Source organism: Pseudomonas sp. GW822-FHT04H02 (genome assembly GCF_058800645.1).
In genome coordinates this window covers 269,840-286,533 of record NZ_JBXAMM010000008.1, presented here as the reverse complement: position 1 = coordinate 286,533, position 16,694 = coordinate 269,840, and the positions used below count along the sequence as shown (strand labels likewise).

The 16,694-nt window shown below is 61.4% G+C and carries 16 protein-coding genes; 8 read left to right on the top strand and 8 right to left on the bottom strand.

The features are described 5' to 3' along the window. Nucleotides 1-26: 26 nt before the first annotated feature. Entirely contained in the window at nt 27-338 is a 312-nt protein-coding gene (gene rplU / locus AC1RMG_RS29515; protein WP_003228361.1) for a 50S ribosomal protein L21, read from the bottom strand. Nucleotides 339-716: 378 nt separating this feature from the next. Between rplU and AC1RMG_RS29510 the strand changes: the two genes are divergently transcribed. The 3 genes from AC1RMG_RS29510 (at nt 717) to AC1RMG_RS29500 (ending at nt 2,624) form a co-directional block, all read left to right on the top strand. Continuing rightward, nucleotides 717-1,685, top strand: coding sequence for a polyprenyl synthetase family protein (locus AC1RMG_RS29510; RefSeq protein WP_011063556.1), 969 nt, complete (start codon nt 717-719; stop codon nt 1,683-1,685). 122 nt (nt 1,686-1,807) lie between these two features. Beyond that, the gene (locus AC1RMG_RS29505; protein ID WP_011063557.1) at nt 1,808-2,149 is read left to right on the top strand and encodes a zinc ribbon domain-containing protein YjdM; all 342 of its coding nucleotides are present in this window, start codon (nt 1,808-1,810) and stop codon (nt 2,147-2,149) included. Between the two features lie 205 nt (nt 2,150-2,354). Next, complete coding sequence (locus tag AC1RMG_RS29500; RefSeq protein WP_493170852.1) at nt 2,355-2,624, top strand: PA4570 family protein; 270 nt, start codon at nt 2,355-2,357, stop codon at nt 2,622-2,624. Between the two features lie 90 nt (nt 2,625-2,714). On the opposite strand, the gene bamJ is transcribed toward AC1RMG_RS29500, so the two are convergent. The 3 genes from bamJ to AC1RMG_RS29485 all read right to left on the bottom strand — a co-directional run bounded on the left by bamJ (nt 2,715) and on the right by AC1RMG_RS29485 (nt 4,389). After that, nucleotides 2,715-3,332 carry a BamJ family beta-barrel-assembly machinery protein gene (gene bamJ / locus AC1RMG_RS29495; RefSeq protein WP_007924751.1) on the bottom strand — a complete coding sequence of 206 codons (618 nt, stop codon included), beginning with the start codon at nt 3,330-3,332 and terminating at the stop codon, nt 2,715-2,717. A 127-nt stretch (nt 3,333-3,459) separates the two neighbouring features. Continuing rightward, entirely contained in the window at nt 3,460-3,765 is a 306-nt protein-coding gene (locus AC1RMG_RS29490) for a DUF6482 family protein (RefSeq protein ID WP_011063559.1), read from the bottom strand. Between the two features lie 135 nt (nt 3,766-3,900). Further along, nucleotides 3,901-4,389, bottom strand: coding sequence for a TIGR00645 family protein (locus AC1RMG_RS29485; RefSeq protein WP_015637095.1), 489 nt, complete (start codon nt 4,387-4,389; stop codon nt 3,901-3,903). A 162-nt stretch (nt 4,390-4,551) separates the two neighbouring features. Between AC1RMG_RS29485 and AC1RMG_RS29480 the strand changes: the two genes are divergently transcribed. Next, nucleotides 4,552-6,378, top strand: a complete 1,827-nt coding sequence (locus tag AC1RMG_RS29480) for a hypothetical protein (RefSeq protein WP_342403758.1) — start codon at nt 4,552-4,554, stop codon at nt 6,376-6,378. A 3-nt stretch (nt 6,379-6,381) separates the two neighbouring features. Here the strand turns inward: AC1RMG_RS29480 and AC1RMG_RS29475 are convergent, their stop codons facing one another. Next, nucleotides 6,382-6,723 carry a PA4575 family protein gene (locus tag AC1RMG_RS29475; RefSeq protein WP_015637097.1) on the bottom strand — a complete coding sequence of 114 codons (342 nt, stop codon included), beginning with the start codon at nt 6,721-6,723 and terminating at the stop codon, nt 6,382-6,384. Between the two features lie 214 nt (nt 6,724-6,937). Further along, nucleotides 6,938-9,376: a Lon protease family protein gene (locus AC1RMG_RS29470; RefSeq protein ID WP_015637098.1), complete on the bottom strand. Its 2,439-nt coding sequence runs from the start codon at nt 9,374-9,376 to the stop codon at nt 6,938-6,940. Between the two features lie 276 nt (nt 9,377-9,652). Between AC1RMG_RS29470 and AC1RMG_RS29465 the strand changes: the two genes are divergently transcribed. From AC1RMG_RS29465 to AC1RMG_RS29450, 4 genes are all read left to right on the top strand, one after another. Next, on the top strand, nt 9,653-10,141 hold the full coding sequence (locus AC1RMG_RS29465; RefSeq protein ID WP_011063564.1) for a DUF3015 domain-containing protein: 489 nt from the start codon (nt 9,653-9,655) through the stop codon (nt 10,139-10,141). A gap of 92 nt (nt 10,142-10,233) precedes the next feature. Then, nucleotides 10,234-12,087: an Lnb N-terminal periplasmic domain-containing protein gene (locus tag AC1RMG_RS29460; protein WP_026020072.1), complete on the top strand. Its 1,854-nt coding sequence runs from the start codon at nt 10,234-10,236 to the stop codon at nt 12,085-12,087. A gap of 159 nt (nt 12,088-12,246) precedes the next feature. After that, nucleotides 12,247-12,603, top strand: a complete 357-nt coding sequence (locus AC1RMG_RS29455; RefSeq protein WP_011063566.1) for a hypothetical protein — start codon at nt 12,247-12,249, stop codon at nt 12,601-12,603. Nucleotides 12,604-12,676: 73 nt separating this feature from the next. Then, complete coding sequence (locus AC1RMG_RS29450; RefSeq protein ID WP_011063567.1) at nt 12,677-13,168, top strand: GreA/GreB family elongation factor; 492 nt, start codon at nt 12,677-12,679, stop codon at nt 13,166-13,168. 6 nt (nt 13,169-13,174) lie between these two features. Here the strand turns inward: AC1RMG_RS29450 and gdhA are convergent, their stop codons facing one another. Together gdhA and ettA are read right to left on the bottom strand one after the other, a co-directional pair. Continuing rightward, on the bottom strand, nt 13,175-14,512 hold the full coding sequence (gene gdhA, locus AC1RMG_RS29445; RefSeq protein ID WP_041119950.1) for an NADP-specific glutamate dehydrogenase: 1,338 nt from the start codon (nt 14,510-14,512) through the stop codon (nt 13,175-13,177). A gap of 287 nt (nt 14,513-14,799) precedes the next feature. Continuing rightward, the gene (ettA, locus tag AC1RMG_RS29440) at nt 14,800-16,464 is read right to left on the bottom strand and encodes an energy-dependent translational throttle protein EttA (protein WP_011063569.1); all 1,665 of its coding nucleotides are present in this window, start codon (nt 16,462-16,464) and stop codon (nt 14,800-14,802) included. Nucleotides 16,465-16,694: the final 230 nt, after the last annotated feature.

Here is a 16,694-nt window from a genome sequence, read left to right as displayed (position 1 = left end):
TCTCCTAGTGAGGAATTAGGCTGAAATTAAGCCTGAATACCGGTGATTTTGATCTCGGTGAACCACTGGCGGTGGCCCATACGCTTCATGTGGTGCTTACGGCGACGGAACTTGATGATGCGGACTTTATCGTGACGACCTTGGGAGATCACTTCAGCCTTGACGGTTGCGCCAGCAACAACAGGTGCGCCGATGTTCACGTCGTCGCCGTTGGCGACCAACAGAACGCGGTCAAAAGTCACGGATTCGCCAGTAGCGACTTCCAGTTTTTCGATCTTCAGGTATTCACCTTCAGCGACCTTGTATTGCTTACCGCCGGTAACGATTACTGCGTACATGGTATTTCTCCGATAATCCTGCTCACCCAGCTCTTTATAAGAAGAGGTATTGGCTGGCATGGCTGCATGGGGCTGGAACGGCCCAAGTGCAATTGCGTAAGGCAGGTGCTGCCCAGGAAGTTCAGGGTGCGCGATTGTACGCAAGGCTCAATGGCCTTGCAAGTGCCGTTCAGGCCACGTCGGACAACGCTGCCAGCCCTGGCGCCGGGGACCTAACCCCCTGAAACCTGGGTTTAATGGCAGCACGCGACTATACCCCAGTGTTTTACCCTGACAAATTACAGCCCGTCGGGGCTTTAGCCGTGCGGGACCGCGCCTTGACACCCGCGGACGTGGGTCCTAGCATGCCGCGCAACCCTTCTGGAGCACCTGTCGCTGATGCAACCCCAAGCTTTCTACCGCGCGGTGGCGGACGATTTTAGCGCCGTCGACGGCATCATCAAGAAACAGCTGACCTCCCGAGTTCCGCTGGTTTCCAAAATCGGCGATTACATCACCTCGGCCGGAGGCAAGCGCCTGCGTCCTTTATTGGTGCTGCTGTGCGGCAAGGCCCTGGGCCGTGAAGGCGACGACCTGCGCCTGCTGGCCGCCACCATCGAATTCCTGCACACCGCCACTCTGCTGCATGACGACGTGGTCGACATGTCCGGCATGCGCCGTGGCCGCTCAACCGCCAACGCCATGTGGGGCAACGCTCCCAGCGTACTGGTGGGCGACTTCCTGTACTCGCGCTCGTTCGAAATGATGGTCGAGCTGGGCTCGATGCCGGTCATGCGCATCCTGTCCCAGGCCACCCGGATCATCGCTGAAGGCGAAGTCCTGCAGCTCTCCAAGGTGCGTGACGCCAGCACCACCGAAGAAACCTACATGGAAGTCATCCGCGGCAAGACCGCGATGCTCTTCGAAGCCTCGACCCACAGCGCCGCCGCACTGGCCGGCGCCACCGAGGAACAGGCCGAGGCCCTGCGCACCTTTGGCGACCATCTGGGCGTGGCCTTCCAACTGGTGGACGACCTGCTGGACTACCGCGGCGATGCCGAGACCCTGGGCAAGAACGTCGGTGACGATCTGGCAGAAGGCAAGCCGACGCTGCCGCTGATCTACACCATGCGCGAAGGCACACCGGAACAGGCAGCCCTGGTTCGCCAGGCGATCCAGAAAGGCGGCATCGAAGATCTGGAAAGCATCCGTGCCGCCGTCGAGGCCTCGGGCTCCCTGGACTACACCGCACAACTGGCCCGCGATTACGTCGCGCGCGCCATCACTTGCCTGGAAGCCCTGCCACCGAGCGAGTACCGCGATGCCCTGGTGGAACTGAGCGAATTCGCCGTCGCCCGCACCCACTAAACAGCCCGGCTCCTGCTCATCACAGGAGCCGGCTCGTTGCCCTGCCCCCCCTTCATCCCCTCTCGCCCACAAAACCCTATACAATGTGCGCTTTTTAGCCATCCTGACTTTGAGGAGCTTAAGTGAGCACTTTGCCACCCTGCCCAAAATGCAATTCCGAATACACCTACGAGGACGGCACCCAGCTGATCTGCCCTGAGTGCGCCCACGAGTGGTCCGCCAGCGGTGAAGCCGAAGCCGTATCCGATGAAGCCGTGAAGAAAGATTCGGTGGGCAACGTGCTGCAAGACGGCGACACCATTACCGTGATCAAGGACCTCAAGGTCAAGGGCACCTCGCTGGTGGTCAAGGTCGGCACCAAGGTCAAGAACATCCGCCTGTGCGATGGCGACCATGACATCGACTGCAAGATCGACGGTATCGGCCCGATGAAACTCAAGTCCGAGTTCGTCCGCAAGGTCTGAATCCCCCCCTCTCGCGCCCGCCGCGAGAGGGTCCCCCCCCTACGCCCCTCCCCGCTCGGTCAACCCGCAACCTTGCTAGCAGAAAGCCAGTCGATTTGATCGAAAACAATTTCTGCACAGAAAAAAGCAGAAACCGCCAATAGGCACTTGCTATTCATTGAATAAGAATTATTCTCATTGAACCCCATTCAAGGAGATGACGACCATGACTTATTTGATTGATGCCTGGCTGGACCGCCCACACCCTTACCTGCGAATCCTGCATCGGGAAACCGGGGAAGTCTGTGCGGTACTGGAAGAGGAAGCCCTGAACGAGCTGCAGGACCAGGGAGATCTGGACCTGAACGGCCTGAGCTCCAGCGAACCGCTGGTACTCAAGGAATTGGTGCGCAACCTGTTTTTGTTCTGCTACGCCAGAGCCTTGCGGCCGACCGGTACCGATTGTCAAAGCCTGGGCGCAAAAATCCGTCTATGAAACCTAAGCCGATCAAGGGGCAAGCTTGCCGGCGATGAGCAGACCGCGAGTGCGCAGCCTTCATCGCCAGCAAGCTGGCTCCTACAGGGGTTACAGAACGTCCAGCAGCTCGACGTCGAACACCAGGACGCTGTGCGGCGGGATGCTGCCCACGCCTTGTGCGCCGTAAGCCAGTTCGCTCGGCACGTACAGACGCCATTTGCTACCGGCGTTCATCAGTTGCAGCGCTTCGGTCCAGCCAGCGATCACGCCGCCAACCGGGAATTCGGCAGGCTGGCCGCGCTCGTAGGAGCTGTCGAACACAGTGCCGTCGATCAGGGTGCCGTGGTAGTGAGTGCGAACGCTGTCTTCACGGGATGGCTTGGCGCCTTCGCCCTGGGTCAGCACTTCGAACTGCAGGCCGGAAGCCAGGGTGGTGATGCCTTCACGCTTGGCGTTTTCCGCCAGGAATGCCAGACCGGCACCGGCAGCCGCTTCAGCCTTGGCAGCGGCTTCAGCCTGCATGATTTCGCGGATGACTTTGAAGCTGGCAGACATTTCTTCCTGACCCACACGGCTTGGCTTACCGGCGAAAGCGTCGGTCAGACCGGCCAGGATTGCATCCAGGCTCACGCCCGGTGGCGGGTTGTCACGCAGTTGGTCGCCCAGCTGACGGCCGATGCCGTAGCTGACGCGGGTTTCGTCGGTGGACAGATTTACTTCGGACATGACACTGCTCCGCTGTGCGGACGGCTCGGGAAAGGCCGTGGAAACACAGCACCTTCCGGAGCGCCCGGAACCAAAAGGGCGAGCAGACTAGCACAGAAGTCCGGCGACAATCAGCGCAACCCCGGCGCTACCAGCCGGAGTGCAGGGTGATCGGCACCTTGAGGCTTTCCTCGGCGCTGGCAGACAACCCGCACATCTCGTCATGCACCGAGGTGTGGATCAGGTTGAACGGCAGCTTGGGAAACGACTGCAGCACTTCACGGGCATGCTCCACCGAACGCAGATGAAACATCTGCCCATGGGCGTCGCTCAACGGGTATGCAGCCCCGTGCATGCGCGCCTCAAGCAGGTAGATTCCGCCTTCCAGCGAAATCAGGTTCAACTCATCGACTTTTCCGGCAATGGCGTAGGCATTCATTTCCTGCAGGTTCATGAGCGCACCTCGTGCAATTGAAAGCCATGACCTCTACAGGCATATGCCCCGCCCGGAAAAAGCACAAGCCACAAACAACGCCGCCCGTCCGTTTCGCAACGGCCGGGCGGCAGCTGTCCGGTGGGCAGGGGGCGGTCAGTGCTTGGTCAGCTTGTCCAGGTACCCCATGGCAAATGCCGAGATCACGAAGGTCATGTGGATCACCACGTACCACAGCAGGTACTCGGTGGGGGTGTTCTTGGCGTCCATGAACACCCGCAGCAGGTGGATCGAGGAGATCGCGACGATAGACGCCGCCACTTTCATCTTCAGCGACGAAGAATCCATCTTGCCCAGCCAGCTGAGCTTTTCCTTGTCCTCATCGATGTCCAGTTGCGACACGAAATTTTCGTAGCCGGAAATCATCACCATCACCAGCAGGCCACCCACCAGCGCCATGTCGATCAGCGACAGGAGCACCAGGATCAGGTCGGACTCGGCCATGGAGAACACATTGGGAATAACGTGGAAGACTTCCTGGAAAAACTTCAATGCCAGTGCCAGCAGGCCCAGGGACAATCCGAAGTAGATCGGCGCCAGCAGCCAGCGTGAGGCATACATTGCATTTTCGATAAAACGTTCCATTGAATCTCGTACCCGGTGTAAAAACGGCGGCGAGTATATCAGCGCGCCAAAAGCCCATAAACCACAGACAATCCCCTGCCCCACGGGTTTTTCCAAACGTTTTTTCTGCTAGTGTCGAAGCCATTGCCACCGCCCACCGACACTGGACAGGAAGACTGGAAAATGGATTTGCGATTGCCTTTGGCCAGCTTCGGCCTTGGTCTGGCGCTGCTGATCAGCGGCGGCTGTTCACCCAGCGACGAAAAGAAGCAGGCCAGCCTCGAAGAGAGGACCGCACAGTTTGAAAAATCCCTGGACGCCATCCAGGACCCCAAGCTCAAGGACGCCATCGCCGACCTCGGCGGCTCACTGCTGCTGCTCGAGCGTGCGCAGATCAAGCTCGACAGCAAGCCGATCGAAACCGAATACGGTGACGACAGCCTGGCCCTGCTCAAGCACTACCCCACGGCCCAGGCGCTGGTGGACACCTACGTCAATGGCCTGTTCGTGCTGCGCAAGCCCTCCAGCTCGGACTACCTGACCGACCTGCAGCCGGTGTTCCCCTTCAGCTTCAACATGCCCGCGCAGTTCCCCTTTCCCCATGGCCTGGAGTGGCAGTCCGTCACCCTGAGCAACAAGAAGGTCATCCCCTTTCAGCCCGAATGGTCGGAAACCGACCCGGGGATTCAACTCAGCCCGTCCAGTTCCAACCTGACCAACCCGGATGACCTGACCGTGACCTATCCCTTCATCGAGGGCCTGGAAGTGGACAACAAGAACCAGCCGCAGCCGGTCTCGCTGCAGGGCAAGCTGGAAGTGATAGCTCCCGGCCGCACCCTGACCTTCGAACTGACCCGGGCCGACATCGGCAAGCCACGCCAGGACGGCAACATCAGCCTGACCTTGCTGGCGCTGGAAAAGAATGTCGCCGAGATCGAACTGAGCAATAACGCCGCCCTGCCTCAGGAAGCCGACGACGCCTCCCTCAACCCCTTGCTGGCGCAGGCTCGGGACAGCAGCGGGCAAATCCTCTCTCGGTCGGGCTCGATCAATGAGAGCGCCCAGCAGGTCGCCTTTTACCGCCAGCAACTGGCCGAGATGCAGAAGCAGAAGAGCTGGAGCGAGGCCTTCGAGAAGCAACTGGAGGATGAGCAGAAAGCCTTCGACCAGCAGCACACCCAGCATTACGCCAAGGTGTATTTCAACGGCCAGATCGACAAGCTGGAGGTCGCCGTACTCGACTTCGCTCAGGCCAGCGTGACCCGCAAGGACCTCGACCTGCCGGTACACCGCTTCGATCGGCTCACCACCGACAAGAACATCCAGCCACTGCCGATGCCGGTGGTGGTCTATGACGATCAGGCCGCCAGCTACCTCAAGGGCGCGGAGCTTGATGAGGATTCATTGAAAAAGTCCGTGACCATCAGCCAATCGGTGGAAGATGCCAGTGCAGCACGCATTGAGTTCAGCCATCCGCGGACCTTCAACGACGAACTGCTGGGCTCGGAGTTCAATGCCGGCGACACCCCGCTGACCTTCTTCACTCAGGACGACAAGGGCCAGCGTGGCGAACCGATCGAACTTCCGGACGAGGCCTTTGAAATCGACCCCATGCGTGGCGTCATCACCTATGACCTGAACCTGTTCCCGGAAACCCCGGCCTATGCCGTCGGCTCTATCCCGCTGTTTCTCGCCAACATCGAGAAAAAGACCATCAGTGCCCAGCAACTGCCCAAGGGCCTGGAGCTCAAGGGCAATGCCCTGATAGTCGACCAGAAGCTCTTTCCCGCGGATGCCTGGCGCTTCTATGCCAAGGACGACAGTGGCCAGTACCTGAAGGAGATCCTTGCCGTCAGCCACGGCGCCTCGAACAACGGGCCCGCGCTGTTCGACGTGCATTACTTCTACGGCCAGCCCAGCCAACTGGAAAGCTACGAGCGCAGCGAACTCAATGCCGTCGAATACGGCTTCGAGGTCAAACTCGACAAAGCCGAGCCGACACCACCCTAGCCATCAGTGTTCGGGATGGAACTGGAAATCCCCGGCGTGACGCCCCCGCTCACCGTTGATCTGCCGCAGTTGGGCCTGCAGATGCAGGCACCATATCTGCGGATCGTCGGCCAGTTGGTAACCGTGGGTAGTCAGGCTTTCAACGATCGAATCGAGGATCGATTCGGCCACCACAGGTCCGCAGAACGGCCCCTGGGACTTGATCGCCGAGGGTTGTTCACCGGCCATTCCGGCGGCGAAGAGAAGGGTCCACATACCGTTGTCCCCCGCCAAAGGGCGAACAATGCATTCGATACGGGTAACCAGGCCAAGGCATTGGCGAGTAAGGCAAAGGTTGCGCGACATGGCGGCGACCCTCGGTAGATCCACTATTCAGCCTTCAACGCAAGGCTGTTTCGATCCAGCGACGACTGTCGTTCTCCTTGCCCTGAGAATAGAAGAAAAGCCTGATAAACAAAGTTGACCGATCCAACAGGCGCCGAATGGTCTATTTTGAAAAATTGGCGTCAGCGGCCTGGCGCCGATGGCGAGGGAACACCCCCCTCGCCAACGAACAGCATCACGCCGGCTTGGTATCGGCCAACGCCTCCTGGGCCTGTTCCTTCTCGGCCTCCTTCAGGTCGTCTTCGCTGATCATCTCGGCAATCACCCGCAGCCGCTCCACCACACGCGCATTGACGCTGCCCTCGGGGAACTGCCCTTCGGCATCCGGCTCGCCAGCCGGCTCGCCCACCAGGAGGCTCAGGGCCTCATCGGCCTGGCGCACCGCATACACATGGAACTGCCCGGCTCGCACCGCCTGCAAGACCTTCTCGTCGAGCATCAGTGTGGCGACGTTGGCCTGGGGAATGATCGCCCCCTGCTCCCCGGTCAGGCCACGGGCCTCGCACAGACGGAAGAAGCCCTCGATCTTCTCGTTAACCCCGCCGACCGCCTGCACCTCACCAAACTGGTTGATCGAGCCGGTAATGGCGAAGCACTGCTTGAGCGGGGTTTTGGAGAGCGCCGAAATCAGCGTGCAGGCCTCGCCCAGCGAAGCACTGTCACCGTCCACATAGCCATAGGACTGCTCCAGGGCGATGCTCGCGGAAATCGCCAGGGGGAACTCCTGGGCGTAACGGCTGCCCAGGTAACCCGTGAGGATCATCACCCCCTTGGAGTGGATCGGCTGGCCGAGATTGACCTCGCGCTCGATGTCGACGATACCGCTGCCGCCGGGGTAGACCGTGGCCGAGATCCGCGCCGGCACGCCAAAGGCCGAGTCCCCGACCTCCAGCACCGTCAGGCCGTTGCACTTGCCTACCGCGGCACCATCGGTGTCGATGAGGATGATGCCCGCCAGCATGTCGTCGAGAATCCGCGCCGACACCCGCCCGGTACGCGTGGCCTTGGCCTTCAGCGCGCGCTCGATATGCCCGGCGTCGGTCATTTCATCCGAAGCCAGGTGCCGGATGAAATCGGCTTCGCTGACCAGTTGGAACAGATCACCGATACGCGCCGACAAGCGCCCCTGATGCTCCGCCAGGCGTGCACTGTAGGTGGCCAGCCGCGCCACGGCGTCGGCGGTCAGTGGCGCCATGCCCTCTTCCGAGGTGCGGGTTTTCAGCAACTGGGCGAACTGCTCCAGGCTTTCGTCCACCATCGGAATGTCTTCGTCGAAATCCACCAGTACCCGGAACATCTCCTGGAAGTCCGGATCCAGATCCTGCAGCGTGTAATACAACTGGCGGGCGCCAATGATGATGACCTTGACCTGCAGCGGAATCACCTGCGGCGTCAGGGTCACAGTGGCCAGGCGGCCCATCTCGCCCAGTGGCGACTCCATCTTCAGCTTGCGCGATTGCAGGGCGCGCTTGAGCGCGTCCCAGACAAAGGGCTCGCTGAGCATCTTCTCGGCTTCCAGAATCAGGAAACCGCCATTGGCCCGGTGCAAGGCGCCAGGGCGCAACTGCCGGTAGGTGGTGTAGAGCGCCCCCTGGTCGGTGCTGTACTCGATGCGCCCGAACAGGTTGTCGTAGGTCGGATGGGGCTCGAATACCACCGGGGCGCCACCGCTGGCCGGGTGACCGACCACCAGGCTCGGGCAGTACTGTTCTTCCAGCAGCTTGCGCGCCACGGCGTCGGTCTTGCTGTCGTCCACCAGTTGTTCGACCACGGTCTTCAACAGATAGACCTGCATGGCCTGCAGGTAACCGCAGACCGCGGCGTTTTCCGCGTACTTCTCGGACAGCGGCGCGAGCAAGGGCTGCAGGGCCAGGGTGATGGTTTCTTCATTGAGCTGGCGCAACTGGTTGCTCGACTCGCGCTTCCATTGCGGCAGGCTCGCCAGTTCTTCGTTGAGGCGCTCCTCCAGGGCGGAAATGTCCTCGTGGAAGCGTTCGCGATCGGCCTCGGGCAACTGGGCGAACTCAGCCTCGTCCAGGGCCTTGCCTTCGAACATCGGGGTAAAGGCGATGTTGCTGCTGTCGCGGTACAGCGCCACGTCCTTTTCCAGGGCCAGGCGCTCGATCACATCCAGGGCGCGGTCATAGCGCTGGTTGAAGGCGCGATCGATGGCGCTCTTCTTCTGCTGGTACGAAGGGTGCTCGAAGACCGCCGGAAAGGTGGCCAGCAGGTTATCGATCAGGCCGTTGATGTCGCTGATGAAACTGCCCGCGGCCCCCGCTGGCAGCTCCAGTGCCCGGGGCTCCCGGGGCTCGTCGAAGTTGTTGACATAGACCCAGTCCGACGGGGTCTGCAGGCGCTTGCCTTCGGCCTTCAGATAGCGTTTGACGAAAGAGAAGCGGCCGGTACCCGGCTCGCCCATGACAAAGACGTTGTAGCCGGGGCGCGGCATGGCCACGCCAAACTGCAAGGCTTCGACCGCACGTTCCTGGCCTAGCACACCGCGGAAGGGCTCCAGATCATTGGTGGTGGAGAAGCTGAACTGTTCAGCAGAGAAAGGACGGGTCAGCGCTTCAGGCGCAAGACGCAGGCTGGCAGCAACAGGATCAGGCATCGGGCTTCCTTACATCAGGCGGGGCAGATGGCGGCATTCTGGCGCCGGGTATGCCCGGCTGGCAAGGCGCGCCTCAGGGGAAAGCATAGCCAAGCCGCAGGCCACGACCCGCACCAAGTAAAACCAGCTGTTTCAGGTATTGTTTTGTAAATAGTTACGGAACCTGAGGAACCTGCCTAAACTCCAAACTGCGCGGCTGGATAGATAACCGGCCCACTGGCGCCCACACGGGCCAGTCTCCCTGTCCATTGGTATGCACACAAAGAGAACAACGCTATGAAACGGATTCTTCTCGGTACTCTTTTCACCGCTGTATCCCTCAACGCCATGGCCCAGGCGCCAGGCGGCCCGGATTGCGGCTGGGGCAACATGCTGTTCGAAGGCCAGCGCGGCACTCCGGCGCACTTCCTCGCATCCACCACCAACGGCACCTCAGGCAACGCCACTTTCGGCATGACCTCCGGTACCAACGGCTGCTCGACCAATGCCTCGCTGACCTATGGCGGCAAGTCCTGGTTCGCCATGAACGGCATGATGAACGAGCTCTCCGAAGACATGGCCAAGGGTCAAGGCGAAGCCCTGACCACCTACGCCGTGGTACTCGGTGTAGCCCCTGAGGATCGCGCGCACTTTGCCGCGGTTACCCACGAGCACTTCCAACAGATCTTCAGCAAGGCTGACGTGACCGCGGAAGATGTGCACACCAATACCCTGGCCGTGTTGAAAAACGACGCGCGCCTGGCCAAGTACGCAACCCCAGCTTAAGCTCGCCCCACCCGCTCCTCGCGAGGAGCGGGTTTTATTTTCCGGACCTTGCCCACCTTGGGTCTTTGTATTTCCGACTTAAGTTGCCCAACATGCTCAAACGCCTTGCCTACCTGGCGCTCTGTGTCTGCGCCCCGCTGTATGCCGCGCCTCACATCGACCCTCAACGTTTGCAGCAACTGGCCAATGACCCCTTCTGGATATCCATAGGTCACTACGAAACTGCCAAGCTCGGCGGCTGGCGCAGTTATGTCAGCGACCCGAAATTCTTCCTCGCTGCCGACGGTGCCCATCATCCCGACGCTGAGCTGGCCGCGACCCTGAACGCCCTCTACGCCCCCGCCGATGCGGGTGACCAGCATGCCCAGTGCGTCTACCCGTCCCGCACCCGCTGGCTCAAGGCGCAACTGGGCCTGAATGACTTGCCTGCGGTGGAGTGCGCCGAGTTCAAGCAATGGTTCAAGGATGTCTCGCCCCACAGCACGGTGATGATCTTTCCCGCGGCCTACCTGAACAGCCCCTCGTCGATGTTCGGCCACACCCTCCTGCGCATCGATCAGGCGGACGTACAGAGCAACAACACCGCGCTGCTCAGCTACGCAATCAACTTCGGGGCCTATATCGAGGGCTCGGACAACAGCATTCTCTACGCCTGGAAAGGCCTGATGGGCGGCTATCCGGGGCTGTTCGCTCTGGTGCCCTACCAGGAGAAGCTCTCGGAATACCGCAGCCTGGAAAACCGCGACCTGTGGGAATACCGCCTGAACCTGACCCAGGCCGAAACCGAACGCATGGTGGAGCATGTCTGGGAACTCAAGCAGATCAAGTTCGACTACTTCTTCTTCGATGAAAACTGCTCCTACCGGCTGCTGGAACTGCTGCAAGTGGCGCGCCCCAGCCTGCGCCTGACCGAACAGTTCCCGCTGACGGCGATCCCTACCGATACGGTCAAGGCAGTCAAGGACGCCGGGCTGGTGGAACGCATCGACTATCGCCCATCCCGGGAGCGGGAGCTGCTGAGCCGCGCCCAGCCCCTGGACCCGGAAGAACAGCAATGGGTGCTCAAGGTCAGCGCTGACCAGAAGCAACTGCAGGCCCCTGAGCTGAAGGCTCTGCCCCGGGATCGCCAGGCCTTGATCGTGGATGCCGCCTACCGTCTTGAACGCTACCGGGCCAACGGCCTGGAACGAGATGCGCAGCGCTCGCAACGCAGTTTCGAACTGCTGCGGGCAATCAACCAGAACCCGGCACCGGAGCTGCAGATCCAGCGCCCCGGCCTGCCGGAAGACGGCCACCAGTCGCGCACCTGGCAGCTGGGAGTCGGCACCCGGGACGACAAGGCCTTCGCCGAGTACGGCCTGCGCATGGCCTATCACGACCTCAACGACAACGCCGAAGGCTTCCCCCTGGGGGCGCAGATCGAGATCCTGCAGATGAAGCTGCGCCAGTACGAAGGCAACCACTGGCAGTTGCAACAGTTGGACCTGGCGACCATCCGTTCCCTGACCCCACGCAACGACCTGCTGCAACCCTGGTCCTGGCAGGTCACCGGCGGCCTGGAGCGAGTACCGGGCAAACACGACGACGAGACCCTGGTCAGCCACGTCAACGGCGGGGCCGGCGGCACCTGGCAGTTGGGCGAGGACACCCTGGGCTTTGTCCTGGGCACGGTGCGAGTCGAGCACAACGCCGACTTTGCTGGTTTCATCGCCCCGGCAGCAGGCTTCAACTCCGGGCTGCTGTGGAAAAACCCGCTGGGCAACTTCAGCCTTGAGGCCAAGGGCGACTACTTCACCAATGGCGAGGTACGCCGCAGCCTGAGCCTCAACCAGCAGTGGGAGCTGTCGCGCAACCTGGGCCTGCGCCTGAGCGCACAGCGGGAGTTCAGCCAACTGGCGACTCCGGTCAACGAGGTCATGCTCGAACTCAAGTGGTATCACTACTAAAGGCAGCCAGAGGCCGCTCTCAAGGGCCCTGGAAGGTGCTGCGAACCTTGTCGCAGCCTGCACCAGCGGCCACGGATAAATGGGTTGATCACCCGGCTTTCACGGCTTGCTGACAAACGCCCTTCTAGACTTCACGCAGAGGAAGCCTGGGAGACGAAAATGTGGCGGTACGGGTGGGCAGCGCTGTTGCTGGCGCTAGTCGGTGGCTGTGAATCAACCCATGAGCATCTGCTGGCGCAGGGCTATCCGCCGGCCTTTGCCGATGGCTTCGATGCCGGCTGCGTCAGCGGCCGCCAGGCGGCAGGCTCCATGAGCGGAGAGTTTCGCAAGGACGTACCGCGCTACCTCAAGGACGCGCAATACGCCGAAGGCTGGAACGATGGTTTCCGCCAATGCCAGGCCATGCTGGAGAACCAGGACCGCAACGAGTATCGAGAGCGGCACTGGGACGAGCGCGAGCGAGCCTGGCAGCAGGAAAAGGACCGCGATGCGGCCCGGGCCTATCGTTCGCCGTAGGTCGCTTTCAGGTAACCGCCCAGGTGAAAAGCCTGCAACCATGGTCCACCCGCCTCCCTTCAAGGAGAAAACCGTGAGCCGCGCTTTCGTCAATGAAGATCAAGCCGCCCAGGCCGAGCAGCCGGTGGAGCGCCAGATCAGCGCCCAGCCCAATTACGTCACGCCCCAGGGCCTTGCCGAATTGCAGGCCAGGGTTGCCCTGCTGCACAGCCAGCACAGCGAGCAAAACGACCTGGGAGATGACGCCGACAAGCAGCGAATGGCAGAGCTTGAGCGCGACCTGCGCTATTTCACCCAGCGCCTGCACAGCGCCCAAGTGGTGACGACGGCCAATTCAACCGACAAGGTGCAGATCGGCAGCCGGGTGACCTTCGCCGATGAACAGGATCGCCAGCAAAGCGTGCAATTGGTGGGGGAGGATCAAGCGGATGCGGCCAAGGGGCTGATCAACTGGGCCTCGCCCCTGGGTCGTGCCCTACTGGGAGCACAACCGGGGGACGAAGTCCTGTGGCAAAGGCCGGCGGGCAATCAGTTGATCGAGATCATCCGCATCGAACCGGCCTGAGACGGTTCAGACCACGCCCTGGGCCAGCATGGCATCGGCGACCTTGACGAAGCCGGCGATGTTCGCGCCCTTCACGTAGTTGATCCGGCCATTCTCTTCGCCATAGTGCACGCAAGCGTGGTGGATCGACTGCATGATGTTGTGCAGCTTGCTGTCCACTTCACCGGCGGTCCACAGCAGGCGCATGGCGTTCTGCGACATTTCCAGGCCACTCACCGCCACGCCACCGGCGTTGGACGCCTTGCCCGGGGCGAAGAGGATGCCCGCGTCGATAAAGATATCCACAGCCTCCAGAGTGGTCGGCATGTTGGCACCTTCGGCGACACAGGTGCAGCCGTTGCGCAGCAGGGTACGGGCCGCCTCGGCGTCCAGTTCATTCTGCGTGGCACAGGGCAAGGCGATATCGCACGGCAGGTCCCACGGAGTCTTGCCGGCACGGAACTCCAGGCCGAACTGGCTCGCCAGCTCGCTGATACGCCCACGCTGCACGTTCTTGAGTTCCAGTACCGCCAGCCACTGCTCTTCACTCAGGCCCGACTCGCAATACAGGGTGCCTTCGGAATCGGACAGGGAGATCACCTTGCCACCCAGGTCCATGACCTTGCGCGCCGCATACTGGGCCACGTTGCCGGAGCCGGAGATCGCCACGCGCTTGCCTTCGACCCGATCACCGCGGCGCTTGAGCATTTCCTCGGCGAAGTACACGCAGCCAAAGCCCGTGGCCTCGGGGCGGATCAGGCTGCCGCCGTAGCTGATGCCCTTGCCGGTCAGCACCGACGTGAACTGGTTGCTCAGGCGCTTGTACTGGCCAAAGAGGAAACCGATTTCCCGGGCACCCACGCCGATGTCACCGGCCGGGACGTCAACGTCGGCACCGATATGCCGGTACAGCTCGCTCATGAAGGCCTGGCAGAAGCGCATCACCTCGGCGTCGCTCTTGCCCTTGGGATTGAAGTCCGAACCGCCCTTGCCGCCGCCCATGGGCAGGGAGGTCAGGGAGTTCTTGAAGGTCTGCTCGAAGGCGAGGAATTTCAGCACGCCCATGTTGACCGAGGGATGGAAGCGCAGGCCGCCCTTGTACGGGCCGATGGCGCTGTTCATCTGGATGCGGAAGCCGCGGTTGACCCGGACCTTGCCCTGATCGTCGACCCACGACACGCGAAACACCACCGCGCGTTCCGGCTCGCAGATCCGCTCGAGAATACCGGAGCTCAGGTAGTGCGGATTGGCTTCGAGAAACGGCCAGAGGCTGCGCAGGACCTCTTCCACCGCCTGATGGAATTCAGGCTGGTCCGGGTCGCGTTTTTTCAGGCGGGCGAGGAAGTCTTCGACGGATTCGATCATGGGAAGTCTCGGCAAATTTATTGTCGTTAAGAAGAGATTTGCCCGGGACTTTATCAATTCAATCCGCACCGCGACAGCGCAAAATGTCGCAGATATGAATTTAAATGGTGCAATAAATATAAATAGCCCGGTTCTACAGGTGTTTTACGCACCGAATTGGTGACAAAAACTGACTGTTTTGCACTCACTTTGAACGTTGAGCCACGCCCCCGAATGAACCGCCCAGGTTTCTGCCAGGCATAAAAAAACGGAGCCCGAAGGCCCCGTTTTTTCAAGCAGCTAACCGATCAGGCCAGCTTCTTGTGCCGTACCCGGTGCGGTTGCGCCGCGGCTTCGCCCAGGCGTTTCTTGCGATCGGCTTCGTACTCGGTGTAGTTGCCTTCGAAGAACACCGCTTGGGAGTCGTCTTCGTACGCCAGGATGTGAGTGGCCACCCGGTCCAGGAACCACCGATCGTGGGAGATCACAATGGCGGCGCCCGGGAAGTCCAGCAGGGCTTCTTCCAGGGAGCGCAGGGTTTCAACGTCGAGGTCGTTGGAAGGTTCGTCGAGCAGCAGGACGTTGCCACCCTCCTTCAGGGTCAGGGCCAGGTGCAGGCGGCCGCGCTCACCACCGGACAGGTCCTTGACGAACTTCTGCTGGTCGCCGCCCTTGAAGTTGAAACGGCCGACGTAGGTACGCGACGGGATCTCGTAGTTGCCGATGCGGATCTGGTCGGAGCCGTCGGAGATCTGCTGGAACACGGTCTTGCTGCCGTCCAGGTCCTCACGGCTCTGGTCCACGCAGGCAAGCTGCACGGTTTCACCGATCTCGATGCTGCCCGAATCCGGGGTTTCCTTGCCCATGAGCATGCGGAACAGGGTCGATTTACCGGCACCGTTACCGCCGATCACGCCGACAATGGCGCCCTTGGGCATGGAGAACGACAGGTTGTCGATCAGCACGCGATCGCCGTAGCCCTTGGTGACGTTCTTGAATTCGATGACCTTGTCACCCAGGCGCGGGCCGGCCGGGATGTAGATCTCGTTGGTTTCGCTGCGCTTCTGGAATTCCTGGGACTGCATTTCCTCGAAGCGTTGCAGACGAGCCTTGGATTTCGACTGGCGGGCCTTGGCGCCTTTGCGCACCCACTCCAGCTCTTCCTTCATGGCCTTTTCATGGGCCGACTGCTGCTTGGATTCCTGGGCCAGACGGTCGGACTTGGCTTCCAGCCAACCGGAGTAGTTGCCCTCGTAAGGAATGCCGGCGCCGCGGTCGAGTTCCAGAATCCAGCCGGCAACGTTGTCCAGGAAGTAACGGTCGTGCGTGATCGCAACCACGGTGCCCGGGAAGTCGTGGAGGAAGTGCTCCAGCCAGGCGACGGAGTCGGCGTCCAGGTGGTTGGTGGGTTCGTCGAGCAGCAGCATGTCAGGGGCCGACAGCAGCAGGCGGCACAGGGCCACACGACGCTTCTCGCCACCGGACAGGTGCTCGACCTTGGCGTCCCAGGCCGGCAGACGCAGAGCGTCGGCGGCCACTTCCAGCTGGCGCTCCAGGTTGTGGCCGTCGCTGGCCTGCAGGATGGCTTCCAGCTTGGCCTGCTCGGCGGCCAGCTTGTCGAAGTCGGCATCCGGCTCGGCATAGGCGGCGTAGACCTCGTCCAGGCGCGCCTGGGCGTCCTTGATCACGCTGACCGCTTCCTCGACCACTTCACGCACGGTCTTGGCCGGGTCCAACTGGGGTTCCTGAGGCAGGTAGCCGATGTTCAGGTCCGGCATCGGGCGGGCTTCGCCCTCGAACTCGGTGTCGACGCCGGCCATGATCTTCAGCAGCGTGGACTTGCCCGAACCGTTGAGGCCCAGCACGCCGATCTTGGCGCCAGGGAAAAAGGACAGGGAGATGTTTTTCAGGATTTCCCGCTTCGGCGGAACAACCTTGCCCAGCCGATGCATGGTGAAGACGTATTGAGCCATGGTGAACCTAGCGTCAGTGACAGATGAATAGAACGGGCCGGGCCCGGGCCAGGCCATGCGCTGCGCCGGCATTGACCATGATCAATACCGACGGGCGGAAAAAGCCTGATTGTCTGGAGCTGGAACGCTCCCGCGTAACCGGCAAAACTACCTCAATGCACGATCCAGGTCCAGCCAGGCGGGACTGGCACTTTGCCACAACTCAAGGCATGCTAGCCGCCCTTCGGGCG

Excerpts from the sequence above, each read along its gene's own strand:
- rplU (WP_003228361.1), bottom strand. The coding sequence starts at position 338 with ATGTACGCAGTAATCGTTACCGGCGGTAAGCAATACAAGGTCGCTGAA.
- AC1RMG_RS29510 (WP_011063556.1), top strand. The coding sequence starts at position 717 with ATGCAACCCCAAGCTTTCTACCGCGCGGTGGCGGACGATTTTAGCGCC.
- AC1RMG_RS29500 (WP_493170852.1), top strand. The coding sequence starts at position 2,355 with ATGACTTATTTGATTGATGCCTGGCTGGACCGCCCACACCCTTACCTG.
- bamJ (WP_007924751.1), bottom strand. The coding sequence starts at position 3,332 with ATGTCCGAAGTAAATCTGTCCACCGACGAAACCCGCGTCAGCTACGGC.
- AC1RMG_RS29490 (WP_011063559.1), bottom strand. The coding sequence starts at position 3,765 with ATGAACCTGCAGGAAATGAATGCCTACGCCATTGCCGGAAAAGTCGAT.
- AC1RMG_RS29485 (WP_015637095.1), bottom strand. The coding sequence starts at position 4,389 with ATGGAACGTTTTATCGAAAATGCAATGTATGCCTCACGCTGGCTGCTG.
- AC1RMG_RS29480 (WP_342403758.1), top strand. The coding sequence starts at position 4,552 with ATGGATTTGCGATTGCCTTTGGCCAGCTTCGGCCTTGGTCTGGCGCTG.
- AC1RMG_RS29475 (WP_015637097.1), bottom strand. The coding sequence starts at position 6,723 with ATGTCGCGCAACCTTTGCCTTACTCGCCAATGCCTTGGCCTGGTTACC.
- AC1RMG_RS29470 (WP_015637098.1), bottom strand. The coding sequence starts at position 9,376 with ATGCCTGATCCTGTTGCTGCCAGCCTGCGTCTTGCGCCTGAAGCGCTG.
- AC1RMG_RS29465 (WP_011063564.1), top strand. The coding sequence starts at position 9,653 with ATGAAACGGATTCTTCTCGGTACTCTTTTCACCGCTGTATCCCTCAAC.
- AC1RMG_RS29460 (WP_026020072.1), top strand. The coding sequence starts at position 10,234 with ATGCTCAAACGCCTTGCCTACCTGGCGCTCTGTGTCTGCGCCCCGCTG.
- AC1RMG_RS29455 (WP_011063566.1), top strand. The coding sequence starts at position 12,247 with ATGTGGCGGTACGGGTGGGCAGCGCTGTTGCTGGCGCTAGTCGGTGGC.
- gdhA (WP_041119950.1), bottom strand. The coding sequence starts at position 14,512 with ATGATCGAATCCGTCGAAGACTTCCTCGCCCGCCTGAAAAAACGCGAC.
- ettA (WP_011063569.1), bottom strand. The coding sequence starts at position 16,464 with ATGGCTCAATACGTCTTCACCATGCATCGGCTGGGCAAGGTTGTTCCG.